At 72.6% G+C, this 23,007-nt stretch carries 20 protein-coding genes and 1 pseudogene; 8 read left to right on the top strand and 13 right to left on the bottom strand.

Going from position 1 to position 23,007, the window contains the following annotated elements; all coding sequences use genetic code 11:
* The first annotated feature begins 148 nt into the window (after positions 1-148).
* The 3 genes from G3I53_RS09900 (at position 149) to G3I53_RS09890 (ending at position 2,568) form a co-directional block, all read left to right on the top strand.
* Positions 149-1,558 (top strand): NAD(P)/FAD-dependent oxidoreductase, encoded by a 1,410-nt coding sequence (locus tag G3I53_RS09900; RefSeq protein WP_164338436.1) that lies wholly within the window; start codon positions 149-151, stop codon positions 1,556-1,558.
* Positions 1,555-2,067, top strand: coding sequence for an O-acetyl-ADP-ribose deacetylase (locus tag G3I53_RS09895; protein WP_164338432.1), 513 nt, complete (start codon positions 1,555-1,557; stop codon positions 2,065-2,067). Before G3I53_RS09900 ends, G3I53_RS09895 begins: the two co-directional genes overlap by 4 nt.
* Before the next feature lie 75 nt (positions 2,068-2,142).
* A complete protein-coding gene (locus G3I53_RS09890; RefSeq protein ID WP_164338433.1) occupies positions 2,143-2,568 on the top strand; it encodes a VOC family protein in 426 nt (141 codons plus the stop codon).
* A gap of 18 nt (positions 2,569-2,586) precedes the next feature.
* Here the strand turns inward: G3I53_RS09890 and G3I53_RS09885 are convergent, their stop codons facing one another.
* Positions 2,587-3,933 (bottom strand): BTAD domain-containing putative transcriptional regulator, encoded by a 1,347-nt coding sequence (locus G3I53_RS09885; RefSeq protein ID WP_164338434.1) that lies wholly within the window; start codon positions 3,931-3,933, stop codon positions 2,587-2,589.
* 115 nt (positions 3,934-4,048) lie between these two features.
* Here G3I53_RS09885 and G3I53_RS09880 point away from each other — a divergent pair, with 115 nt between their 5' ends.
* The 3 genes from G3I53_RS09880 (at position 4,049) to G3I53_RS09870 (ending at position 6,773) form a co-directional block, all read left to right on the top strand.
* Positions 4,049-4,549: a hypothetical protein gene (locus tag G3I53_RS09880; RefSeq protein WP_164338435.1), complete on the top strand. Its 501-nt coding sequence runs from the start codon at positions 4,049-4,051 to the stop codon at positions 4,547-4,549.
* A 163-nt stretch (positions 4,550-4,712) separates the two neighbouring features.
* Positions 4,713-6,227 (top strand): AlkA N-terminal domain-containing protein, encoded by a 1,515-nt coding sequence (locus G3I53_RS09875; RefSeq protein WP_275404154.1) that lies wholly within the window; start codon positions 4,713-4,715, stop codon positions 6,225-6,227.
* A gap of 60 nt (positions 6,228-6,287) precedes the next feature.
* Entirely contained in the window at positions 6,288-6,773 is a 486-nt protein-coding gene (locus tag G3I53_RS09870; protein ID WP_164336211.1) for a methylated-DNA--[protein]-cysteine S-methyltransferase, read from the top strand.
* A 24-nt stretch (positions 6,774-6,797) separates the two neighbouring features.
* Here the strand turns inward: G3I53_RS09870 and G3I53_RS09865 are convergent, their stop codons facing one another.
* The 3 genes from G3I53_RS09865 to G3I53_RS09855 form a co-directional block, all read right to left on the bottom strand.
* On the bottom strand, positions 6,798-7,541 hold the full coding sequence (locus G3I53_RS09865; RefSeq protein WP_164336213.1) for a Sir2 family NAD-dependent protein deacetylase: 744 nt from the start codon (positions 7,539-7,541) through the stop codon (positions 6,798-6,800).
* Between the two features lie 70 nt (positions 7,542-7,611).
* On the bottom strand, positions 7,612-8,115 hold the full coding sequence (locus G3I53_RS09860; RefSeq protein ID WP_164336215.1) for an NUDIX hydrolase: 504 nt from the start codon (positions 8,113-8,115) through the stop codon (positions 7,612-7,614).
* Positions 8,116-8,269: 154 nt separating this feature from the next.
* Entirely contained in the window at positions 8,270-9,367 is a 1,098-nt protein-coding gene (locus G3I53_RS09855; RefSeq protein WP_164336217.1) for an ADP-ribosylglycohydrolase family protein, read from the bottom strand.
* Between the two features lie 220 nt (positions 9,368-9,587).
* On the opposite strand from G3I53_RS09855, the gene G3I53_RS09850 reads away from it, so the two are divergent.
* A complete protein-coding gene (locus G3I53_RS09850) occupies positions 9,588-10,706 on the top strand; it encodes a glycerate kinase (RefSeq protein WP_164438225.1) in 1,119 nt (372 codons plus the stop codon).
* 650 nt (positions 10,707-11,356) lie between these two features.
* Here G3I53_RS09850 and pssA read toward each other — a convergent pair.
* The 9 genes from pssA to G3I53_RS09805 all read right to left on the bottom strand — a co-directional run bounded on the left by pssA (position 11,357) and on the right by G3I53_RS09805 (position 22,326).
* Complete coding sequence (pssA, locus tag G3I53_RS09845) at positions 11,357-12,175, bottom strand: CDP-diacylglycerol--serine O-phosphatidyltransferase (RefSeq protein ID WP_164337458.1); 819 nt, start codon at positions 12,173-12,175, stop codon at positions 11,357-11,359.
* Between the two features lie 22 nt (positions 12,176-12,197).
* The gene (locus G3I53_RS09840) at positions 12,198-12,854 is read right to left on the bottom strand and encodes a phosphatidylserine decarboxylase (RefSeq protein ID WP_164337450.1); all 657 of its coding nucleotides are present in this window, start codon (positions 12,852-12,854) and stop codon (positions 12,198-12,200) included.
* Between the two features lie 171 nt (positions 12,855-13,025).
* Positions 13,026-14,231 (bottom strand): acyl-CoA dehydrogenase family protein, encoded by a 1,206-nt coding sequence (locus G3I53_RS09835; RefSeq protein ID WP_164337451.1) that lies wholly within the window; start codon positions 14,229-14,231, stop codon positions 13,026-13,028.
* Positions 14,232-14,234: 3 nt separating this feature from the next.
* Positions 14,235-14,747, bottom strand: coding sequence for a MaoC family dehydratase (locus G3I53_RS09830; protein ID WP_164337452.1), 513 nt, complete (start codon positions 14,745-14,747; stop codon positions 14,235-14,237).
* Between the two features lie 5 nt (positions 14,748-14,752).
* On the bottom strand, positions 14,753-15,727 hold the full coding sequence (locus tag G3I53_RS09825) for a CoA ester lyase (protein ID WP_164337453.1): 975 nt from the start codon (positions 15,725-15,727) through the stop codon (positions 14,753-14,755).
* Positions 15,724-17,772: a protein meaA gene (locus tag G3I53_RS09820; protein ID WP_164337454.1), complete on the bottom strand. Its 2,049-nt coding sequence runs from the start codon at positions 17,770-17,772 to the stop codon at positions 15,724-15,726. The genes G3I53_RS09825 and G3I53_RS09820 overlap by 4 nt, the downstream gene beginning before the upstream one ends.
* 8 nt (positions 17,773-17,780) lie before the next feature.
* Entirely contained in the window at positions 17,781-19,124 is a 1,344-nt protein-coding gene (gene ccrA / locus G3I53_RS09815; protein WP_164337455.1) for a crotonyl-CoA carboxylase/reductase, read from the bottom strand.
* A gap of 417 nt (positions 19,125-19,541) precedes the next feature.
* Positions 19,542-20,357 carry a TetR family transcriptional regulator gene (locus tag G3I53_RS09810; RefSeq protein WP_239063723.1) on the bottom strand — a complete coding sequence of 272 codons (816 nt, stop codon included), beginning with the start codon at positions 20,355-20,357 and terminating at the stop codon, positions 19,542-19,544.
* Positions 20,358-20,520: 163 nt separating this feature from the next.
* Positions 20,521-22,326 (bottom strand): 3-hydroxyacyl-CoA dehydrogenase, encoded by a 1,806-nt coding sequence (locus G3I53_RS09805; protein WP_164337457.1) that lies wholly within the window; start codon positions 22,324-22,326, stop codon positions 20,521-20,523.
* Positions 22,327-22,705: 379 nt separating this feature from the next.
* Between G3I53_RS09805 and G3I53_RS09800 the strand changes: the two are divergent.
* Positions 22,706-23,007: pseudogene (locus G3I53_RS09800) on the top strand (adenylosuccinate lyase); the annotation flags it as partial.

The raw sequence follows: 23,007 nt of genomic DNA, 5'->3' as shown, positions 1-23,007 counted from the left end.
CGCCCTGCCCGGCCGCACGGGCAGCCGGATGCCCCGCCCCGGGTTCCGCCCCAACTGCCCGTCGCCCACGGCAGGTGGGGCGGGGGCGGTGCCGCCTATGCTGATCCCCCTGGCCGTCGGCTGACGAAGGAGTCCGAAGGTGGCGTCGATGCTCGATGCGGTCGTCGTGGGTGCGGGACCGAACGGCCTGACCGCCGCCGTGGAGCTGGCCCGGCGCGGCTTCTCCGTCGCGCTGTTCGAGGCGAAGGGGACCGTGGGCGGCGGTGCGCGCACCGAGGAACTCACTCTCCCCGGCTTCCGCCACGACCCCTGCTCCGCAGCACACCCCCTCGGCATCAACTCGCCCGCCTTCCGGGCCCTCCCGCTGGAGCGTTACGGCCTGCGGTGGCTGCACCCCGACCTGCCCATGGCACACCCCTTCCCCGACGGCACGGCCGCCGTGCTGTCCCGCTCGGTCGCCGAGACCGCCGCCTCCTTCGGCCCCCGCGACGCCGGCACCTACCGCAGGCTGGTCTCGCCCTTCCTGCCCCGCTGGGACACCCTCGTCCGGGACTTCATGTCGCTGCCGCTGACCGCCCTGCCCCGCGACCCGGTCACCCTCGCCCGCTTCGGCCTCACCGGCCTGCCCCCGTCCACCTGGCTGATGCGCCGCTTCCGCGACGAGCGGGCCCGCACCCTCTTCGCCGGTCTCGTCGCCCACGTGATGGCCCCCCTCGACGGCGTCGCCACCAGCGCCGTCGGCCTCGTCTTCGCCCTCGCCGCGCACGCCCGCGGCTGGCCCGTCGCCCGCGGCGGCTCCCAGTCCCTGTCCGACGCCCTCGCCGCGTACCTCACGGACCTCGGCGGCCTGATCCACACCGACTACGAGATCAAGCGCCTCGACGACCTGCCCCCGGCCCGCGCCTACGTCTTCGACACCTCGCCCACCGCGCTGGCCCGCATCGCCGGCTTCGGCACCGCCTACGCGCGCTACCGGTACGGACCCGGCGTCTTCAAGATCGACTACGCGCTGGACGGCCCCGTGCCGTGGACCGCCCCCGAGGCCCGCACCGCCGGCACCGTCCAGATCGGCGCCGACACCGCCGAGATCGGCGCCGCGCTGCGCGCCGCCGCACGCGAGGACCGCGCCCCCGACGCGCCGTTCCTCATCACCGTCCAGCCCGGCGTCGCCGACCCCACCCGCGCCCCCGAGGGCCGGCACGTCTTCTGGGCCTACGGCCACGTGCCGCACGGCTGGACCGGCGACCTCACCGACGCCATCGAACGCCAACTGGAGCGGTACGCCCCCGGGTTCCGCGACCGCGTCCTCGCCCGCGCCACCGCCGGACCCCCCGAACTCGCCGCCCGCAACGCCAACTACGTCGGCGGCGACATCGGCACCGGCGCCGCCTCCGGGCTCCGGCTGCTGCTGCGCCCGAAGCCCTCGCTGTTCCCGTACGCGACCCGGCACCCCGCCGTCTACCTCTGCTCGTCGGCCACCCCGCCCGGCCCGGGCGTGCACGGCATGTCGGGCCACAACGCGGCGAAGGCGGTATGGAGGAGGCTCCGCCAGACATGAGGGCCACCCTCACCCTCGTCCAGGGCGACATCACCCGCCTGCGGGTCGAAGCGATCGTCAACGCGGCCAACTCCTCGCTGCTCGGCGGCGGGGGAGTGGACGGCGCGATCCACCGCCGGGGCGGCCCGGAGATCCTCTCGGAGTGCCGGGACCTGCGCGCCTCCCGGTACGGCAAGGGCCTGCCCACCGGCCGCGCCGTCGCCACCACCGCGGGCCGGCTGGACGCCCGTTGGGTCATCCACACCGTCGGCCCCGTGTACAGCCCGGACGAGGACCGCTCGCAACTGCTGGCGTCCTGCCACCGGGAGGCGCTCCGCGTCGCCGACGAACTCGGCGCCCGCACCGTGGCGTTCCCCGCCATCTCCACCGGCGTCTACGGCTGGCCGCTCGACGACGCCGCCCGCATCGCGGTGGACACCGTGCGGGCCGCGTCGACCGCGGTCGAGGAGATCACCTTCGCCCTCTTCGACGACCGCGCGTACGAGGCGTTCGCCGCACGGCTGGACTGAGCACGCCGGCCGACCGGAATGAACCGTCCGGCGGGCGGGTTGAGGCCGGGTAACGACGATCTCCGAGGAGCCCGAATGTCCGACGAACCCGCCGTCCGTGAACTCCGGTTGGTGGTCACCGCGGCCGACTACGACGCCGCCCTGCACTTCTACCGCGACGTCCTCGGCCTCACCGAGCGCGAAGCGTTCAACTCGCCCGACGGCCGGGTCACCATCCTCGAAGCGGGCCGGGCCACCCTGGAGCTGGCCGACCCGCGGCAGGCCGACTTCATCGACGAGGTCGAGGTCGGCCGACGGGTGGCCGGGCACCTGCGGGTCGCCTTCCAGGTGGACGACTCCACCGCCACCACGGCGCGACTGGCCGCCGCCGGCGCCGAGGTGATCGCCGAACCGACCCGCACCCCCTGGAACTCCCTCAACTCCCGCCTGGAGGCCCCGGGCGACCTCCAGCTGACCCTCTTCACTGAGCTGGACGACGGCGGGGACACCGACGCGTCGTAGGCGTCTCAGCCCTGCCTCTCAGCCCTGCCTCCCGGCCTTGCGGCGGGCCCCGCACGTCCCCAGGCTGCACCACCGCCGCCGTCCGCTCTCGTCGAGGAACAGCCAGCCGCAGTCCGGGCCGGGGCAGGTGCGGACGGTGAAGCGGCGGGGGTCGGCGAGCAGGTCGCCCGCCGCGAGGGCGACGGCGCGCAGCGGCAGGCGCAGTCCGGAGGACGGCGACGGCTGCCAGCGCCCCAGCCCGTCCTCGCCGCGGACGAAGACGGAGGACCGGGCGGCCTCCTGCACGTCCCCGGCCACCGCGGTGAAGGCGCGGCCGTCCTGCGGGTCCTTCAGGCAGGCGTGGAGAGCCGCGCGGAAGCGGCGGGCCTCGTCGAGGACGGCGGCGGCCTCCCCGGGCTGCCGCACCGCCTGCTCGCGCAGCCCGGCGACCTGCCGTGCCCCGATGAGGTCCAGGTGCCCGGCCCACACGGCGAGCGTGCCGTAGTCCCGCAGCCACTCCGACCCGGGCAGCCGCTCCCCGCCCCAGCCGGCGTAGGTGTTGCAGAACTCCAGGGCCGGGTGTCCGCCCGTGCTCCAGGGCAGCCACTGGTCGTCGACGCGCACCGCGTAGACGGGCCCGGGCGGCCGGTCCAGCCGGGGGTCGGCCCGCAGGATCCGCTCGTGCAGGGTGCGCAGACCGTGCTGCGGCTCGACACCGAGCTCCGCCGCCAGCAGGCGGCGCGTGCGGTCGTACAGCTGGAGCGCCTCGGCCTGGCGGCCCCCGCGGTACAGGGCGGTCATCGCGGCGACGACCAGGGCCTCGCGGGTCGGGTGCTCCACGACCACGGGGAGCAGGTCCGCGAGCACCCGGTCGTTCAGCCCCATGTCGAGCTGGGCCTGCGCGCGCTGCTCCACCGCGGACAGCCGCAGCTCGGTGAGCCGCACCCCCAGGGTGCCGCGCAGCCGGTCGTCGGCGACGTCGGCGAGCAGCGGGCCCTTCCACAGCGCGAGGGCGTCGTCGTAGTGACCGAGCCGCTCCGCCGGATCGGTGGCCGCGGCCGCCTTCCCGGCGAGCGCGGTGAACTCCTGCGCGTCGACCGAGTACGGCCCGGGCTCCACGACGTACCCGTCGTGGCGGGTCCCGACGGAGATCCCGAACGGCTCCAGCGACGCCCGCAGCCGCCGCACGTAGGTGTGGACGGTGGCCCGCGCCGACGCGGGCGACCCCGCCTCCCACAGCAGATCGATGAGGCGCTCCGTCGTGACCGCACGCCCCGCGTGCAGCAACAGCACGCCCAGCAGGCACCGTTCCTGCCGGCGGTTGCCGAGCTGCACCAGCCGTCCGTCATGGCGGGCGGCGAACGGACCGAGCAGCTGAAACTCCATGGTGGGCCGGGAGCCTAGCAGCGGCCAGCGCACGCCGAATGGTCAGATCGTGGTCAGCGGCCGCGGGAAAACTGCGACGGACCACGTTCGAGCCCCGAATCCCTGGAGGAACCTCATGCGACGAGCCGCTCTCGCCCCGCTGGCGCTGACCGCCGTACTCCTCGGCGCGACCCCGGCGAGCGCCGGGACGGGACCGGGCTGGGAACCGGCGCCCTCCGCCCCCTGGGACGTGGCCGCCGGCGCACGCTGCGACTTCCCCGTCCACGGCGAGCCGGTCGTCGACGAGGTCGTGCAGCGCGTGCTGAGCACCTACCCCGACGGTTCGCCCCGGCGGATCGCGTACAAGGGCGACCTGGTCGTACGCGTCACCAACACGGAGACCGGCGCCCACCACGACGCCGACGCGAGCGGCTCCGCCCTGGTCGAACTCCGGCGCGACGGCTCCCAGTTCTGGACCGTCGCCGGCCCGGTGCTGGTCGGCGTGGCGGAGGGCAGCCTGCCGCGTGGCCTCTACATCGTCGACGGGGTGTACACGATGGACATCAGCGCCTCCGGCCACAAGGACGTCCGCCTCCTCCACGCAACCACCGACGACCTCTGCGCGCGCATCGACTGACGCTGCTGTGCCGGGCGCGGGCGGCCCCGGACGCCCGCGCCCGGGGCCGGCCGGACGCCCCGACGCAACGGGCCCGGCGCGCGATCCGGTGAGTCGCAGCACCGGGGAGGTCCATGTCGGATTTCCGCCGGAACCGGGACGGCCGATGCCGGATCCTTGAGGCATGCAGAAGGGCATGCACACCGACACCGAGCGCTGCGTGCGCGCCGTGCGGTCCAAGGACGCGCGGTTCGACGGCTGGTTCTACACCGCCGTCCTGACCACCGGCATCTACTGCCGGCCCAGCTGCCCGGTGGTGCCGCCGAAGGCCGAGAACATGGTCTTCCACCCCAGCGCGGCGGCCTGCCAGCAGGCAGGCTTCCGCGCCTGCAAACGCTGCCGGCCCGACACCAGCCCCGGCTCCCCGGAGTGGAACCACCGGGCCGACGCGGTCGCCCGCGCCATGCGGCTGATCACCGACGGCGTGGTGGACCGCGAGGGCGTGCCCGGGCTCGCCGCCCGGCTCGGCTACAGCACCCGGCAGGTCGAACGCCAACTGCTCGCCGAACTCGGCGCGGGCCCCCTGGCGCTCGCCCGTGCCCAGCGCGCCCAGACCGCCCGCCTGCTCATCGAGACCACGGCGCTGCCGATGGCGGAGATCGCCTTCGCCGCCGGGTTCTCGTCCGTGCGCACCTTCAACGACACGGTGCGCGAGGTCTTCGCGCTCTCCCCGAGCGGACTGCGCGCCCGGGCGCCCCGCGAGGACGACCACCACACCGCCGGCGCGCTGTCCCTGCGGCTGCCGTTCCGGACCCCGCTCAACCCCGACAACCTCTTCGGCCACCTCGCGGCGACCGCCGTACCGGGCGTGGAGGAATGGATCCCCCACAGCCTTGAGGGCGTGGGAGGTGCCCCCATCGGCGCCTATCGCCGCACCCTGCGCCTGCCGTACGGGCACGGCATCGTCGCCCTCGCCCCGCGCCCCGGCCACATCGCCTGCCGGCTCACCCTCAGCGACCTGCGCGACCTGCCCGTCGCCATCAGCCGCTGCCGCCGCCTGCTCGACCTGGACGCCGACCCTGTCGCCGTCGACGGCCACCTGCGCACGGACCCCGTCCTCGCGCCCCTCGTGGACAAGGCCCCCGGCCGCAGGGTGCCGCGCACGGTCGACGCGGCGGAGTTCGCGATCCGCGCCGTCCTCGGCCAGCAGGTCTCCACGGCCGCCGCCCGCACCCACGCCGCCCGTCTGGTCACCGCCCACGGCGAACCGGTCCACGACCCCGAGGGCGGCCTCACCCACCTCTTCCCGACACCGGACGCCCTGGCCGCGCTCGACCCCGGCACCCTGGCCCTGCCACGCGCCCGCCGCACGACCCTGACCACCCTCGTCAGCGCACTCGCGGACGGGGACCTCCCCCTGGGCGTGGACAGCGACTGGCCCGAGACCCGCGCCCGGCTCCTCGCCCTCCCCGGCTTCGGCCCGTGGACCGCCGACGTCATCGCCATGCGCGCCCTCGGCGACCCCGACGCCTTCCTGCCCACCGACCTCGGCATCCGCCGCGCCGCCCGCGACCTGGGCCTGCCCTCCACACCGGCCGCCCTCACCGCCCGCGCGGCGGCCTGGCGGCCCTGGCGGGCCTACGCGGTCCAATACCTGTGGGCGACGGACAGCCACCCGATCAACATCCTCCCGGTATGAGCCGTATGAGCCGGTACAAGCCCGTATGAGCCCGGCATCAGCACTGGAGAATAAAAGCCCATGAAGCAGCACACCGTGATCGACAGCCCCTACGGCCCGCTGACCCTCGTCGCCGACGACGACGGCGTCCTGTGCGGCCTCTACATGACCGAGCAGCGCCACCGCCCGGCCGAGGAGACCTTCGGCGACCGCGACGACGCCCCCTTCGCCGAGGCGCGGGAGCAGCTGTCGGCGTACTTCGCGGGCGAGCTGAAGGAGTTCACCCTCCCGCTGCGCCCGCACGGCACCCCGTTCCAGCGCCGCGTCTGGGACGAGCTGAGGCGCATCCCCTACGGCGAGACCCGTTCCTACGGTCGGCTCGCCGACGCCCTCGGCAGCCCCAAGGCGTCCCGCGCCGTCGGCCTCGCCAACGGCCGCAACCCCATCGGCATCGTCATCCCCTGCCACCGCGTCATCGGCGCCTCCGGCAGCCTCACCGGCTACGGCGGCGGCCTGGAGCGCAAGCAGCGCTTGCTGGACTTCGAACGGGGCGCGGGCCTGTTCTGACCGGCGGGGCCGCTGCCGCCGGTGTCAGCGGGGCTCGCCCCCGGCGCCGATCCGGCGCAGCAGCGCCGGCAGCGCCGTGCCGATGGGCTCGCGGACGACCTCGTCGGCGATCTCGTCGTACGGCGTCGGTTCCGCGTTGACGATGACCAGCCGGGCCCCGTGGTCGGCCGCGACGCCGGCGAGGCCGGCGGCGGGCTGGACCTGGAGGCTGGTGCCGACGGCGAGGAACACCGAGCAGGCCTTGGCGATCGCGAGGGCCTCGGACAGCACGACGGGGTCGAGCGGCTCGCCGAACATCACGGTCGCGGACTTGAGGATCCCGCCGCACACCTCGCACGGCGGATCCGGCTCGCCGGCCTCCACCCGCGCCAGCACGTCGGCCATCGAACCCCGTACGGAGCAGTCGGTGCACACCACCTCGCGGACGGTGCCGTGCAGTTCCAGCACCTTGCGGGCGGGCATCCCGGCGAGCTGGTGCAGACCGTCCACGTTCTGCGTGATCACCCGCACCGCCGCGGCCCCGGACCGCTCCAGCCCGGCGACGGCACGGTGCGCCGCGTTCGGCTCGGCGGTCAGCGCGCCGTTCTCCCGGCGCAGCTGCCAGGACCGGCGCCGGATGTCCGGGTCGCCCATGTAGTACTCGTACGTCACCAGCTTCTCGGCCTCGGGGTCGCGGCGCCAGACACCGTTCGGTCCGCGGTAGTCCGGGATGCCGGAGTCGGTGCTGATCCCGGCACCGGTGAGGAGCGCGACGAGGGGCTTGCTCATGCGGCCGAGGGTAGGCGGCGGGCCCCCGCTCGGGCCACCGCATATCCGCAGGCCGGCCCGCCCCTCCCGCTCACCGCACCCGGTGGCCGTCCTCCAGCTCCGCGGTGCCCGAGCCGTCGTCCAGGACATCCAGCGCGGCCAGCACCCGGCGGCCCAGCGCGCCCGGCAGGTAGGAGGTCAGCTCCGCGCGGGGCACCAGCCGCCAGGACAGCAGCTCCTCCTCCTGCAGCCGGATCGCCCCCAGCTCCCGCTCACCGAGCACCCCGCCGTCGTACAGGTACGCCACCAGCGGCGGCCGCCCCGCACCCCGCACCCAGTCCACGGCCAGCAGCCGCCCCAGCTCCCGGTCCAGTCCGATCTCCTCGGCCGTCTCCCGCCGCGCGCCCTCCCGGGGCGTCTCCCCGTCGTCGGACTCGATCGTGCCGCCGGGCAGCGCCCAGCCCTCCCGGTAGTTCGGCTCCACGAGCAGCACCCGCCCCGCCTCGTCCCGGAAGAGCGCACCGGCTCCGGCGAGGACACGGGGGAGGGAGGCGATGTAGGCGGCGAAGTCCTGGACGTCCTGCGTGGTGGTCATGCCGGGAAGGGTAACCAGGCAGCCGGCCCGCATTCCGCACAACCGGAGGCCCCGCTCCCGGCGCACGGCAGCACGCGCGGGGCCCCGACCGACACGGGGCGGCGCACACGCCGGGCGCACGGGGTGGGGGGCGGCCGGTGGGCATCGTCCCCGCTCAGCCGCCCGCTTCCCGTGCCTCCCGGGCCAACCGCGCCGTGCGGTCCGCCAGTTCGGTGATGCTGATGCCGTCGTAGCCGAAGACCGCGCTGCGGACCGTGTCCGCCAGGGGCGTGCGCCACTGTTCGGGTACGGCTGCCGCGCCGCACAGGACGCCGGCCACCGAGCCCGCCGTCGCGCCGTTGGAGTCGGTGTCCAGGCCGCCGCGGACGGTGAGGGCGAGGGTGCGGGTGAAGTCGCCGTCGCCGTAGAGCAGGCCGGTGGTGAGGACGGCGGCGTTGGGGACCGTGTGGATCCAGCCGAGGCCGGCCGTCTCCTTGTCGAGCGTGGCGAGGGTGTCCTCCCAGGCCAGGCCCGTATCGTGCAGGGAGGCCACGCGGCGCACCGTGCGGGCCAGGCGGCTGCTCGCCGGGATCACGGCCAGCGACGCCTCCACCGCCTCGCGCACCGTCTCCGCCGTGAACGCCGCCGCGATCAGCGCCGCCGCCCACATCGCGCCGTACACCCCGTTTCCGGTGTGCGAGAGCACCGCGTCCCGGCGGGCCAGTGCGGCGGCGCGACGTGGGGCGCCGGGGGAGGTCCAGCCGTGGATGTCGGCGCGGATGAGGGCGCCGATCCACTCCTGGTACGGGTTGTCGTACGTGGCCGTCAGCGGGGGCTTCAGCCCGTTCGCCAGGTTCCGGTACGCCGCCCGCTCCGCCGTGAACGTCTGGAGGTAGGGCAGCCGCAGCAGCCACAGGTCGCCGACCTGCTCCGTGGTGAAGGCGAAGCCGTGGGTCTCCAGCAGGTGCAGGCCGAGGATCGAGTAGTCGACGTCGTCGTCGCGGCAGCTGCCGTGCACCCGGCCGCGCACGCAGGCCCGCCACTCCGGCCGCAGCAGGGCGGCCTCGCTCTCGCCGGGCGGCTCGGGCAGGTAGTCGGTCAGCGGCAGCGCGTCCGCCGACCGCAGGTACCGGTCGATGCGGTCCCGCGTCCACACCTCGCCCTGCTCGACCGGTTTGCCGAGCATGTTGCCCGCGATCCGGCCCAGCCAGCCCCCGAGAATGCGATCGGCCAGCCCCGAGTCCGTGCCCACGTCCGTGCCCACTGCGGTCATGGGTCCGGTCTACCCGAATCCCGCTCCGCCCGCTCCCGTCACCACGCGGGCCGTGGCCGTTCCACCGGCTGGGCAGCGCATGACGGGGGACACACCCGCCGGTTAAGGTCGCAACGGCGCGACTGGTCCCGCACCGGTGTGCGGGACCCGGAGAGCGAGGGGATGGCTAGTGGCGGACACTGCAGCAGGAGGAACCCGACCGGCTCAGCCGGTGCAGCGGGTGCTCGTCGCCGCGGACAAGTTCAAGGGCTCGCTGACGGCCGTGGAGGTCGCCGACCGGGTGACGGCCGGGCTGCGCGGCATCGTGCCGGGCCTGGAGGTCGAGGCGCTCCCGGTCGCGGACGGCGGCGACGGCACCGTGGCCGCGGCGGTCGCCGCCGGGTTCGACCGGCGGGAGGTACGGGTCCAGGGGCCGCTCGGCGACCCCGTGACCGCGGCCTTCGCATTGCGCGGCGACACCGCCGTCGTGGAGATGGCGGAGGCCAGCGGACTCCAGCGGCTCCCGCAGGACACCTTCGCACCGCTCACCGCGTCGACGTACGGCTCCGGCGAACTGCTGCGGGCCGCGCTCGACGCCGGCGCGCGCAGCATCGTGTTCGGGGTGGGCGGCAGCGCCACCACCGACGGCGGGGCGGGGATGCTGGCCGCGCTCGGCGCACGCTTCCTCAAGGCCGACGGCGAGCCGGTGGCGCCGGGCGGCGGCGGGCTCGCCGAGCTGGCCTCGGCCGACCTGTCCGGGCTCGACCCGCGGCTCGGCGAGGTCGAGCTGGTCCTCGCCAGCGACGTCGACAACCCGCTGACCGGGCCGAAGGGCGCCCCCGCGGTCTACGGGCCGCAGAAGGGCGCCTCCGCGGAGGACGTGGAGCGCCTCGACGTGGCCCTCGCACACTTCGCGAAGATCGTGGAGGAGGCCGTCGGCCCGCGCGCCGCCGCGTACGCCGCCTCTCCGGGCGCGGGCGCCGCGGGCGGCATCGGCTACGGAGCGCTGCTCCTCGGCGCCGGGTTCCGGCCCGGCATCGAGGTCATGCTCGACGTCCTCGGCTTCGCGCCCGCGCTGGAGCGGGCCGACCTGGTGATCACGGGGGAGGGGTCGCTGGACCCGCAGACCCTGCACGGCAAGGCCCCGGCGGGCGTCGCCGCGGCGGCCCGCGCGGCCGGCAAGGAGGTCGTGGCGGTGTGCGGCCGGCTGGCCCTGCCCCCGGAGGAGCTCGGACGGGCCGGCATCCGGCGGGCGTACGCCCTGACGGACCTCGAACCGGACGTCACCCGGTGCATCGCCGAGGCGGGCCCCATCCTGGAACGCACGGCGGCGCGCATCGCCCGCGATTTCCTGACCTGAGCCGCTCCGGGGGCGAGACTGGCCCCCGGACCTCCGGTCCCGTGGGGCCCTTGCCCACCCGCCGCCCGTCTCGGTCGGCAGCAGGGCGCCCGGCCCGAACTCGCCGGGACTGTCCGGAGACTTCCTGGCGGGCTCAGGCGCCAGCGATGGGCCCCATTCCGAGAGGGCCGGGAGGCGCCGGGGCCAACCCGATCCGGCCCTTGGGCGCCCGGGTCTCGTGGAGTCCTTGTCCACCCGCCGCCCGACTCGCTCGGCAGCACGGCGCCCGGCCCGCGTTCACCAGGACCGTCCAAGGACCTCCCGGCGGCTCAGGCACAGCCAAGAGCCCCGAACCCGAGCGCTCCGGGGGCCGGGGCCAAACCGGCTCGGTGCTTGGGTCCCCGGCCCCGGCACCCGGGCGGGCCGGGCCTCCGGGCCCCTGCCCAACCGCCACCCGCCACCCGCCCCGACCGGCAGCAAAGCCCCCGCCCCGAGCCCGCAGCAAGCACAGCACCACCAGCATCACCAGCACCGCCAAAGCACCGCCCCGGCGGACCGCCCCCGCGGCCGGGCGCAGCCGTACAGCAAAGGGCCCCCGGAACCCAAAGGGTCCGGGGGCCCACACAGCCATACCGGCCAAGCCAGGCCGGCCGCTCCAGCCGAGCGCAGCGCTACGGCATCTGCGCCGCCCGCGCCTCCCGCCGGTTGTCGCGGAAGTTGTTCACCCGGCGTGCCGTGGCGAACAGCGGGATGACCGCGCCCATCACCAGCTGCAGCGCGCACCCCGTCTGGAGCAGCAGCTGGCCGCTGGGCGCGTCGAACGCCCATGCCGCGAGCAGGCCCATGGACAGGACGATCCACGACAGCATGGCCACGGCGAGGCGCCCGCGCGGCTTCGGGTACTCGACCCGGCTCACCATCAGCCAGGCGGTGCCCAGGATCGCCAGCAGCGTCGCCACGAACGGCAGCTCGAGGAGCACGATCGAGACGACGGTCAGTGCGCCGAACGGCGAGGGCATGCCCTGGAAGGTGCCGTCCTTGACGGTGACGCAGGAGAACCTGGCGAGCCGCAGCACCACCGCCAGCAGCACCACGATCGCCCCGACCGCGGCCACTCTCTGGTGCGCGTCGTCGGCGACCATGCCGTAGACGAGGACGAAGTACGCCGGCGCGAGGCCGAAGCTGATGAGGTCGGAGAGGTTGTCCAGCTCCGCGCCCATCGGCGAGGAGCGCAGCTTGCGCGCGACCAGGCCGTCGAAGAGGTCGAAGACCGCCGCGCACAGCATCAGGATGACGGCGGTGGCCGCGCTGTGGCGGGCCATGCCCGTCTCCTGACTGCCCGTGAGGTGCGGGATCAGGATGCCGGTGGTGGTGAAGTACACCGCCATGAAGCCACAGGTGGCGTTGCCCAGGGTGAGGGTGTCCGCTATCGACAGGCGGAGCGAGAGCGGCATCTCCTCCTCGTCCTCGTCCTGGTCGGCCTCGGGCACCCACCCGGCCTGTGTGTCGGGATCAATCACGGTCAATGCGAGTCACCCCAGCCACGGTCTTCTGACCGACCTCGACCGCGACCTCCACGCCCTCCGGCAGGTAGAGGTCGACACGCGAGCCGAAGCGGATGAGACCGATCCGGTCGCCCTGCTCGACCTTGGTGCCCTGGGGCACGTAGGGGACGATGCGGCGGGCGACGGCGCCGGCGATCTGGATCATCTCGATGTCACCGAGCTCGGTGTCGAAGTGCCAGACCACCCGCTCGTTGTTCTCGCTCTCCTTGTTGAAGGCGGGAACGAAACCACCGGGGACGTGCTCGACGGACGTCACGGTGCCGTCCAGCGGCGCGCGGTTGACGTGGACGTTGAGCGGGCTCATGAAGATCGCGACACGGGTGCGGCCGTCCTTCCACGGCATGATGCTCTGCACCACTCCGTCGGCGGGCGAGATGACCCGGCCGCGGGTGATCTCGCGCTCGGGGTCGCGGAAGAACCACAGCATCCCCGCCGCCAGGGCGGTGGCGGGGACGGCGACGGCCTTTGCGGCACCCGAGCGGCGGGCACGCAGCAGACTGACGGCTGCGGTGGCCACGGTCGGCAGAAGCCACGGCGAGGCTCCGCGCGCGAGGCGTACGCCGGTGAGGCTGTCGCGAGGTGCAGAGGTTTGGCTGTGGGGCATGGATGACCTTCGTAGCGGATCGTGCCGCGCACTGACGGGGGACGGCGGCTTTCCGGCGATCGTAGCGGCTCCCGGCGGCAACTGGGTAAGCCAGGCAACCGAGTCGACGCGCGAGGAGTGCTGACGGGGTGTGATCCTGTTTTCCAAGAAAACACCCCGTATCCGGACAAGTCAGCCCTGGAATCGATACTCTTCGAGCAGTCGCCGGCCGATGATCATTTTCTGGATCTCGGCCGTACCCTCACCGATCAGCAGCATCGGGGCCTCCCGGTAGAGGCGCTCGATCTCGTACTCCTTGGAGAAGCCGTAGCCGCCGTGGATCCGGAAGGCGTCCTCCACGACCTCCTTGCAGTACTCGGAGGCGAGGTACTTCGCCATCCCTGCTTCAAGGTCGTTTCGTTCCCCGGAGTCCTTTTTGCGCGCTGCGTTCACCATCATCGCATGCGCCGCCTCCACCTTGGTAGCCATCTCGGCCAGCTTGAACTGGATGGCCTGGTGCTGGGCGATCGGCTTGCCGAAAGTGTGACGCTGCTGGGCGTACTGGACGCCCAGCTCGAAGGCACGCTGAGCGACGCCGCAGCCACGCGCGGCGACGTTGACGCGGCCGACCTCGACCCCGTCCATCATTTGGTAAAAACCTCGGCCGGTGACGCCGCCGAGCACCCGATCGGCGGGAACCCGCAGGCCGTCCATGATGAGCTCGGTCGTGTCGACGCCCTTGTAGCCCATCTTGTCGATCTTGCCCGGGATGGTGAGGCCGGGACGCACCTCACCGAAGCCCGGCTCCTTCTCGACCAGGAACGTGGTCATCGACCTGTGGGGCGCCGTGCCCTCGGGGTGTCCTTCGTCACTCCGGACCAGAACGGCCACCAGCGACGAGGTTCCGCCGTTCGTCAGCCACATCTTCTGGCCGTTCAGGACGTACTCCTCGCCGTCCTTCACCGCCTTGGAGGTGATCGCCGACACGTCCGAGCCGAGGCCCGGCTCGGACATGGAGAACGCGCCGCGGATGTCGCCGGCCGCCATCCGGGGTAGGAAGTGGTCCTTCTGCTCCTGCGTGCCGTGCTGCTTGAGCATGTACGCCACGATGAAGTGGGTGTTGATGATGCCGGACACCGACATCCAGCCGCGGGCGATCTCCTCCACGCACAGCGCGTAGGTGAGGAGCGACTCGCCCAGACCCCCGTACTCCTCGGGGATCATCAGACCGAACAGACCCAATTCCTTGAGCCCGTCGACGATCTGCTGCGGATACTCGTCGCGGTGCTCCAGCTCGGTGGCGACCGGGATGATCTCCTTGTCCACGAAGTCGCGGACGGTGGTGAGGATCTCCTGCTGGACGTCGGTCAGACCGGCGGTCTGGGCGAGACGGGCCATGGCCTACTTCTCCTGCTCCCTGAGTTCCGGGCGGCCGGGCTGCTCGCCGCCGCGCTCCTTGATGTACGTCTCGGTCGGCACCATCACCTTGCGGCGGAACACGCAGACCAGCGTGCCGTCCTGCTTGTAGCCCTTGGTCTCGACGTACACGATCCCGCGGTCGTCCTTCGACTTCGACGGCCACTTGTCGAGCACGGTCGTCTGGCCGTAGACGGTGTCCCCGTGGAAGGTCGGCGCCACGTGCCGCAGGGACTCGATCTCCAGGTTGGCGATGGCCTTGCCGGAGATGTCCGGCACCGACATGCCGAGCAGCAGGGAGTAGATGTAGTTCCCGACGACGACGTTCTTGCCGAAGTCCGTCGTCTTCTCCGCATAGTTGGTGTCCATGTGGAGGGGGTGGTGGTTCATCGTGAGGAGGCAGAACAGGTGGTCGTCGTACTCGGTGACCGTCTTGCCGGGCCAGTGCTTGTACGTCGCCCCGACCTCGAACTCCTCGTAGGTGCGTCCGAACTGCATGGCGCTCAGCCCTCCGGGATCTCGAACTTGCTGGTGCGCTGCATGCCGGCGGCGCGCCCCTTGCCGGAGATGACCAGGGCCATCTTGCGGCTGGCCTCGTCGATCATCTCGTCGCCGAGCATCGCGGAGCCCTTCTTGCCGCCCGCCTCGGAGGTGTAGTAGTCGTACGCGTCCAGGATCAGCTCGGCGTGGTCGAAGTCCTCCTGCGAGGGGGAGAACACCTCGTTGGCCGCGTCCACCTGGCCCGGGTGCAGCACCCACTTGCCGTCGAAGCCGAGGGCGGCGGCCCGGTCGGCGACCGCGCGGAAGCCGTCGACGTTGCGGATCTGCAGGTAGGGGCCGTCGATCGCCTGGAGGTTGTTGGCGCGGGCGGCCATCAGGATCTTCATCAGGATGTAGTGGTAGGCGTCCGCCGGGTAGCCGGGCGGCTGCTCGCCCACGACCAGCGACTTCATGTTGATGGACGCCATGAAGTCGGCCGGGCCGAAGATGATGGTCTCGACGCGCGGGGAGGCCTGCGCGATGTCGTTGACGTTGTTCAGGCCCTGCGCGTTCTCGATCTGCGCCTCGATGCCGATCCGGCCGACCTCGAAGCCCATCGTCTTCTCGATCTGCGTCAGCAGCAGGTCCAGGGCGACGACCTGCTGCGCGTCCTGCACCTTCGGCAGCATGATGCAGTCGAGGTTCGGGCCGGCGCCCTCGACCACGGTCACCACGTCGCGGTAGGTCCACTCGGTGGTCCAGTCGTTGACCCGGACCACGCGCGTCTTGCCGGTCCAGTCGCCCTCGTTGAGGAACTTCACGATGGTGTGCCGCGCCTCGGGCTTGGCCAGCGGCGCGCACGCGTCCTCCAGGTCGAGGAAGACCTGGTCGGCGGGGAGGCCCTGGGCCTTCTCCAGGAAGCGCGGGTTGGAACCCGGCACCGCCAGACAGGAGCGCCGGGGGCGCAGACGGTTGACCTGGGGAGCGGGGCTGGTCATGCGGGGACCTCCAGGGGGTCGAGCTTGTTCGCTGTGCGGATCTCGTCGACGATGCGGCCGATGATCCCGGTGATGTCGAAGTCCTTCGGGGTGAAGACCGCGGCCACTCCCGCGGCCCGCAGCGCCTCGGCGTCTCCGGTGGGGATGATGCCACCGGCGATCACCGGTATATCTGTGGCACCGGCCACATGGAGGCGCTCCAGCACGTCCGGCACCAGCTGGGCGTGCGAGCCGGAGAGGATGGACAGGCCGACGGCGTGCACGTCCTCCGCGAGGGCGGCGTCCACGATCTGCTCCGGGGTGAGCCGGATGCCCTGGTAGACCACCTCGAACCCGGCGTCGCGGGCCCGCACGGCGATCTGCTCGGCGCCGTTGGAGTGACCGTCCAGGCCCGGCTTGCCGACCAGGAAGCGCAGCTTGCCGACGCCGAGGTCCTGGGCCGTCAGCTCCACCTTGCGGCGCACCCGGCCGAGCGCGGTGCCCTCCTCGGCGGTCACCGCGAGCGGCGCGGACGACACGCCGGTCGGCGCGCGGAACTCGCCGAACACCTCGCGCAGGGCCCCGGCCCACTCGCCGGTGGTCACGCCGGCCCGGGCGCACTCCAGGGTGGCCTCCATGAGGTTGTCGGTGCCCTTCGCGGCCTCCTTCAGCCGCTCCAGCGCCTTGCAGGGGCGCGGGTGGTTGAACGGCGGCTGGTAGCGGGTGTCCCGCCACTCCTGGAGGGCGGTGACGACCCGGGCCTCGACCGCCGGGTCGACCGTCTGGATCGCGGTGTCCAGGTCGGCGGTCAGCGGGTTGGGCTCGGTGCCCTCGAAGGCGTTCACACCGACGATCTTCTCCTCGCCGGACTCGATCCGGGCGCGGCGCGCGGCGTGCGAGGCGACGAGCTGCGACTTGAGGTAGCCGGACTCGACGGCGGCCATCGCGCCGCCCATCTCCTCGATGCGCTCCATCTCGGCGAGGGAGTCCTCGACCAGCTGCGCGACCTTCGCCTCGACCACCTTCGAGCCCTCGAAGATGTCGTCGTACTCCAGCAGGTCGCTCTCGTAGGCGAGGACCTGCTGGATGCGCAGCGACCACTGCTGGTCCCAGGGGCGGGGCAGGCCCAGCGCCTCGTTCCAGGCGGGCAGCTGCACGGCGCGGGCGCGGGCGTCCTTGGAGAGGGTGACGGCCAGCATCTCCAGCACGATCCGCTGGACGTTGTTCTCCGGCTGCGCCTCGGTCAGCCCGAGGGAGTTGACCTGCACGCCGTAGCGGAAGCGGCGGTGCTTGGGGTTCTCGATGCCGTACCGCTCGCGGGTGACCTGGTCCCAGATGCGGCCGAAGGCGCGCATCTTGCACATCTCCTCGACGAAGCGGACGCCCGCGTTGACGAAGAAGGAGATGCGGCCGACCACGTCGCCCATGCGTTCCTGCGGCACCTGGCCGCTGTCGCGCACCGCGTCGAGCACGGCGACGGCGGTGGACATCGCGTACGCGATCTCCTGCACCGGCGTGGCCCCGGCCTCCTGCAGGTGGTAGCTGCAGATGTTGATCGGGTTCCACTTCGGGATGTGGGAGACCGTGTACGCGATCATGTCCGTCGTCAGGCGCAGGCTCGGCCCGGGCGGGAACACGTGGGTGCCGCGGGACAGGTACTCCTTGACGATGTCGTTCTGCGTCGTGCCCTGGAGCTTGGTGATGTCCGCGCCCTGCTCCTCGGCGACGACCTGGTAGAGCGCCAGCAGCCACATGGCGGTGGCGTTGATCGTCATCGAGGTGTTCATCTGCTCCAGGGGGATGTCCTGGAACAGCCGGCGCATGTCACCGAGGTGGGAGACCGGCACCCCGACCCGGCCGACCTCGCCGCGGGCGAGGACGTGGTCGGGGTCGTAGCCGGTCTGGGTCGGCAGGTCGAAGGCGACCGACAGACCCGTCTGCCCCTTGGCGAGGTTGCGCCGGTACAGCTCGTTGGACGCCTCGGCGGTGGAGTGGCCGGCGTACGTCCGCATGAGCCACGGCCGGTCCCGTTCCCTGGGCGCCTGCGGCGCCTGACGCTCTGTCATGTCCGACCTCAGATGTTCCGGAAGCGGTTGATGGCGTCGATGTGCTGGGCGCGCTTGGCGTGGTCGCGCACGCCCAGGCCCTCCTCGGGCGCCATGCACAGCACGCCGACCTTGCCCTGGTGCAGGTTGCGGTGGACGTCGTAGGCGGCCTGCCCGGTGTCCTCCAGGGAGTAGGTCTTCGACAGGGTGGGGTGGATCTTGCCCTTGGCGATGAGTCGGTTGGCCTCCCACGCCTCGCGGTAGTTGGCGAAGTGCGAGCCGATGATGCGCTTCAGCGACATCCACAGGTAGCGGTTGTCGTACTCGTGCATGTAGCCCGAGGTGGAGGCGCAGGTGGTGATGGTGCCGCCCTTGCGGGTGACGAACACGGAGGCGCCGAAGGTCTCGCGGCCGGGGTGCTCGAAGACGATGTCGATGTCCTCGCCGCCGGTGAGTTCGCGGATGCGCTTGCCGAAGCGCTTCCACTCCTTGGGGTCCTGGGTGTTCTCGTCCTTCCAGAACCTGTAGCCCTCGGCGTTGCGGTCGATGATCGCCTCGGCGCCCATCTTCCGGCAGATGTCGGCCTTCTGGTCGCTGGAGACGACACAGATCGGGTTGGCGCCGCCGGCCAGCGCGAACTGCGTGGCGTAGGAGCCGAGTCCGCCGCTGGCGCCCCAGATGAGGACGTTGTCGCCCTGCTTCATGCCGGCGCCGTTGCGGGACACCAGCTGCCGGTAGGCGGTGGAGTTGACCAGGCCGGGGGCGGCGGCCTCCTCCCAGGTGAGGTGGTCCGGCTTGGGCATCAGCTGGTTGGACTTCACCAGCGCGATCTCGGCGAGGCCGCCGAAGTTGGTCTCGAAGCCCCAGATGCGCTGCTCGGGGTCGAGCATCGTGTCGTTGTGGCCGTCGGACGACTCCAGTTCGACGGACAGGCAGTGGGCGACGACCTCGTCACCGGGGCGCCAGGCGTTGACGCCGGGGCCCGTGCGCAGCACGACGCCGGCGAGGTCGGAACCGATGATGTGGTACGGCAGGTCGTGGCGCCTGGTGAGCTCGCTGAGCCTGCCGTAGCGCTCCAGGAAGCCGAAGGTGGGCAGCGGCTCGAAGATCGAGGTCCACACGGAGTTGTAGTTGACCGAGGAGGCCATGACGGCCACCAGGGCCTCGCCGGGGCCGAGTTCGGGCAGCGGCACGTCGTCGAGGTGGAGCGACTTGCGCGGGTCCTTGTCACGGGTCTCGAGGCCGGCGAACATCTCCGTCTCGTCCTTGTGCACGGTGATCGCGCGGTACGACTCGGGGAGCGGCAGGGCGGCGAAGTCCTCCGACGTGGAGTCGGGCGACTGGATCGCGGCCAGGATGTCCTTGACGGTCACGGTGTTGCCTCCGGCGGTGAGCGCCCTGAGGGAGGGGCGCTGAGGGTTACGTCGGTGTGCTGCTGAGGGGTTGCGGGGGTGCCGTCGGTTCGGCGGTGGTGCTTCGGCAGCGCTGGTGGCGCGGGAGGTGCCTGTGACGCAGGCGTCCGGGCGGGCAGGCCGGGGGCTCCGGCTTGCTGGGACAGCCGGCGCACGATCTGTCTCTGCGCGCCGGCCGCCCGGACTTCCTTCAACGTATGGCACGCCGTGTCATCCGGCAAGGCACTGCGTGCCAGAACTTGGTCTCAGATGAAATCTTTACGTGACAAATGAGCGATGATCGATCGAACGGGGTCCGCGAGGCGCCAGAAAAGGGCCCCTGACATGCCAAAACGGCCACCCGGTCGGGTGGCCGTCATCACAGCGGGCGAGCGGTCCTCAGCGCTCCTTGAGGGCCTGCTCGATGGTGCGCATCACCTCGTCCAGCGGGGCGTCGGTCCGGGTGACCGTCACCAGCACCTCACCCTGCCCGTCCGCCGGAACCGCCGGCCGCGACGGCCCGGAGGTGCGGCTGCGGCCCGCCACGATGCCGCTGCCGAAGGTCTTGCGGACGATGGCGAAGGCGTGGTCCAGCTGGGCCTCGACGTCGCCCTGGCCGCCCGCCCGCAGCCAGCGCCGCAGCACGTGGTTGTGCGCGGTGACCACGGCGGACGCCGCCACCTCCGCCAGCAGCGGGTCGTCGTTGCTCGCGTCGTGGTGCGCGTGCTCGTCGAAGTGGCCGAGCAGATAGCGGGTGAACAGCCGCTCGTAGCGGGCCACCGAGGCGATCTCCGCCTCGCGCAGGGTGGGCACCTCGCGGGTGAGCTTGTAGCGGGCGACCGAGATCTCCGGGTGCGCCGCGTACATCTTCATGACCTCTTTGATGCCGCGGCACACCGTGTCGAGCGGATGCTCGTGCGCCGGTGCCGCGTTGAGCACCGCCTCGGCGCGGACCAGGGTGTCGTCGTGGTCCGGGAAGATCGCCTCCTCCTTGGACCGGAAGTGCCGGAAGAAGGTGCGGCGCGCGACCCCGGCCGCGGCCGCGATCTCGTCGACGGTGGTCGCCTCGTACCCCTTGGACGCGAAGAGTTCCATCGCGGCGGCCGCCAGCTCCCGGCGCATTTTCAGCCGCTGGGCGGCGGCACGGGACCCTGCGGCGCTCTCCGGCGCCTCGGTCGTGGCGGGTGTACGTACGGACTTGGCGGGCTGGGACATGCCCCGAACGTACTGCATGTGCGCAGCTCGGTGCGCGTGACCGGGGGCTCCCCCGCCCTTCCCGGGCGGGGGAGACGTGCCGTTGCCGGACGGAGGGAACCGGTCGGGGTCGAGCAGCCCGCCCCATTCCGCCCCGGCCCCGAACCAGTCGCCGGGGCGATGCTCAGCGCTTGGCATATTCGCGGAAGCCACGGCCGGTCTTGCGGCCGAGGCAGCCCGCGGCCACCAGGTGCTCCAGCAGCGGGGCCGGGGCCAGGCCCGGGTCGCGGAACTCGCGGTGCAGCACCTTCTCGATGGCCAGCGAGACGTCCAGCCCGACGACGTCCAGCAGCTCGAAGGGGCCCATCGGATAGCCGCCGCCCAGCTTCATGGCGGCGTCGATGTCGTCGAGCGAGGCGTAGTGCTCCTCGACCATCTTGATCGCGTTGTTCAGGTACGGGAACAGCAGCGCGTTCACGATGAACCCGGCCCGGTCGCCGCAGTCGACGGCGTGCTTGCGGATCGTCCCGCACACCTCGCGCACGGTCGCGTGCACGTCGTCGGCGGTCAGCACGGTGCGCACCACCTCGACCAGCTTCATGGCCGGCGCGGGGTTGAAGAAGTGCATGCCGATCACGTCCTGCGGACGCGAGGTGGCGCGTGCGCAGGCGACGACGGGCAGCGAGGAGGTGGTGGTGGCGAGGACCGCGCCCGGCTTGCAGACCTTGTCCAGCGTGGCGAACAGCTGCCGCTTGACCTCCAGGTCCTCGGCGACGGCCTCCAGCGCCAGGTCGACGTCCGCGAAGTCGTCGTAGGTGCCGGTCGGGGTGATCCGCTCCAGCGTCTGCGCGGCGGCCTCGGCGGTCATCCGGCCCTTGTCGACCGAGCGGGCCAGCGACTTGCCGATGCGGGCCTTGGCGGCCTGCGCCTTCTCCTCGCTGCGCGCGGCGAGGACCACGTCGTAGCCGCCCTTGGCGAACACCTCGGCGATGCCGGAGGCCATCGTGCCCGACCCGGCCACGCCCACCGAGCGGACGGTCCGGCCGCCGCCGGCCGTGCCGTCGCCGCCCGGGGTCAGCGCGTCCGGCACGACGGTGGCGCTGTCCGGCGCGTCGTAGGTGTAGAAGCCGCGCCCCGCCTTGCGGCCCGTCAGGCCCGCCTCGCTCAGCTGCTTGAGGATCGGGGAGGGCGCGTGCAGCCGGTCCTGGGACTCGGCGTACATCGCCTCCAGGACGGTGCGCGCGGTGTCGATGCCGATCAGGTCCAGCAGCGCCAGCGGCCCCATGGGCAGACCGCAGCCGAGCCGCATCGCCGCGTCGATGTCCTCCCGGGAGGCGTACTTCGACTCGTACATCGCGGCGGCCTGGTTCAGGTACCCGAACAGCAGCCCGTCGGCGACGAATCCGGGCCGGTCGCCGACCGCGACGGGCTCCTTGCCCAGGTCCAGGGCGAGGTCGGTCACCGCGGTGACGGCGCCCGGGGCGGTCAGCACCGAGGACACCACCTCCACCAGCTTCATCGCCGGCGCGGGGTTGAAGAAGTGCAGCCCCAGCACCCGCTCGGGACGGGCCGATTCCGCGGCGAGCCGGGTCACGGACAGGGCGTTGGTGCCGGTCGCCAGGATCGCCTCCGGACGCACGACGGCGTCGAGTTCACGGAACACCTGCTGCTTGACCTCGTACGACTCGGGGACCACCTCGACGACCAGGTCGGCGTCGGCCGCGGTCGTCAGGTCGGTGGAGACGCGCACCCGGGCCAGCAGCGCGGTGCGCTCCTGCTCGGTCAGCCGGCCGCGCTGCACGGCGCGGGCGGTGGAGGCCTCCAGGGCGGCCACGCACTTGGCGGCCTGGACCTCGCTGATGTCGATGCCGACGACCTCGCGGCCGGCCGCGGCGAGGGCCTCGGTGATACCGGTGCCCATCGTGCCGAGGCCGACGACGGCGACGGTCCGGAGCGGGGAGACGGGGGTGTGGGACAGGGGAGCGGCCATCGCGGGACTCCAGGAATGAGGGTGACGACGGGAAACGCCGCCCGGGTGCGCCGAGGGGGCGCACCGGGCTCGCGTGCGGAGTGCGGGTGTGGTCCGGGCTTTTCGAGCGCACACGCCCGGTGCCGGTACGGGGAGGGCGTGCACACGCCCCGCCCTGCGGCGGATCCGGCCAGCCCTGTCCCGGGGCCGGGCCGTACTGCGGTACGAGACGTACCGAACCGACTGCGACTCGCGGCGGCTGCGTCACCAAACCGCCACGAGGAGGGTCGCGAGTGGGTAACTCGCTCGTCTGAGCTTAACCGGCCGGTAACGAGCGCGCCAGCCCCCAGGTTTGTGATGTAGGTCCCGAGCGGCCCGACTCGCCTCTACGCTCGGGGACATGGACGAGGAGTGGCGGACGCTCACGCAGCGCTTACGGACCGAGGCGGGCGGATCGGCGGACTTCGACCGCCTCGCGCAGACGGAGGACACCGGCACCCTCGCCGCCGTCCTCACCGCACCCGGACAGCCCCTGTGGGCCCGCGAACTGGCCGCCTTCCGGCTCGGCCTGGCCGGCGACCGCCGCGCCTTCGAGTCCCTGGTGCTGCTCCTCAACCACCGTGACCCGCCGCGCTGTGCCGCCGCCGCCCACGCCCTGGCCCGCCTCGGCGACCCGCGCACCGCCCGCGCCGCGGCGGCCCT

Origin of the sequence: Streptomyces sp. SID14436, assembly GCF_010548465.1 — a bacterium.
GTDB lineage: Bacteria > Actinomycetota > Actinomycetes > Streptomycetales > Streptomycetaceae > Streptomyces.
The sequence above is the reverse complement of the archived record's forward strand: the minus strand, read 5'-3'. Positions and strand labels throughout refer to the sequence as shown.

Bases quoted from the DNA above. Each gene is read 5' to 3' on its own strand.
- G3I53_RS09900 (WP_164338436.1), top strand. From the start codon at position 149: ATGCTCGATGCGGTCGTCGTGGGTGCGGGACCGAACGGCCTGACCGCC.
- G3I53_RS09895 (WP_164338432.1), top strand. From the start codon at position 1,555: ATGAGGGCCACCCTCACCCTCGTCCAGGGCGACATCACCCGCCTGCGG.
- G3I53_RS09890 (WP_164338433.1), top strand. From the start codon at position 2,143: ATGTCCGACGAACCCGCCGTCCGTGAACTCCGGTTGGTGGTCACCGCG.
- G3I53_RS09885 (WP_164338434.1), bottom strand. From the start codon at position 3,933: ATGGAGTTTCAGCTGCTCGGTCCGTTCGCCGCCCGCCATGACGGACGG.
- G3I53_RS09880 (WP_164338435.1), top strand. From the start codon at position 4,049: ATGCGACGAGCCGCTCTCGCCCCGCTGGCGCTGACCGCCGTACTCCTC.
- G3I53_RS09875 (WP_275404154.1), top strand. From the start codon at position 4,713: ATGCAGAAGGGCATGCACACCGACACCGAGCGCTGCGTGCGCGCCGTG.
- G3I53_RS09870 (WP_164336211.1), top strand. From the start codon at position 6,288: ATGAAGCAGCACACCGTGATCGACAGCCCCTACGGCCCGCTGACCCTC.
- G3I53_RS09865 (WP_164336213.1), bottom strand. From the start codon at position 7,541: ATGAGCAAGCCCCTCGTCGCGCTCCTCACCGGTGCCGGGATCAGCACC.
- G3I53_RS09860 (WP_164336215.1), bottom strand. From the start codon at position 8,115: ATGACCACCACGCAGGACGTCCAGGACTTCGCCGCCTACATCGCCTCC.
- G3I53_RS09855 (WP_164336217.1), bottom strand. From the start codon at position 9,367: ATGACCGCAGTGGGCACGGACGTGGGCACGGACTCGGGGCTGGCCGAT.
- G3I53_RS09840 (WP_164337450.1), bottom strand. From the start codon at position 12,854: ATGCCCCACAGCCAAACCTCTGCACCTCGCGACAGCCTCACCGGCGTA.
- G3I53_RS09835 (WP_164337451.1), bottom strand. From the start codon at position 14,231: ATGGCCCGTCTCGCCCAGACCGCCGGTCTGACCGACGTCCAGCAGGAG.
- G3I53_RS09830 (WP_164337452.1), bottom strand. From the start codon at position 14,747: ATGCAGTTCGGACGCACCTACGAGGAGTTCGAGGTCGGGGCGACGTAC.
- G3I53_RS09825 (WP_164337453.1), bottom strand. From the start codon at position 15,727: ATGACCAGCCCCGCTCCCCAGGTCAACCGTCTGCGCCCCCGGCGCTCC.
- G3I53_RS09820 (WP_164337454.1), bottom strand. From the start codon at position 17,772: ATGACAGAGCGTCAGGCGCCGCAGGCGCCCAGGGAACGGGACCGGCCG.
- G3I53_RS09810 (WP_239063723.1), bottom strand. From the start codon at position 20,357: ATGTCCCAGCCCGCCAAGTCCGTACGTACACCCGCCACGACCGAGGCG.
- G3I53_RS09805 (WP_164337457.1), bottom strand. From the start codon at position 22,326: ATGGCCGCTCCCCTGTCCCACACCCCCGTCTCCCCGCTCCGGACCGTC.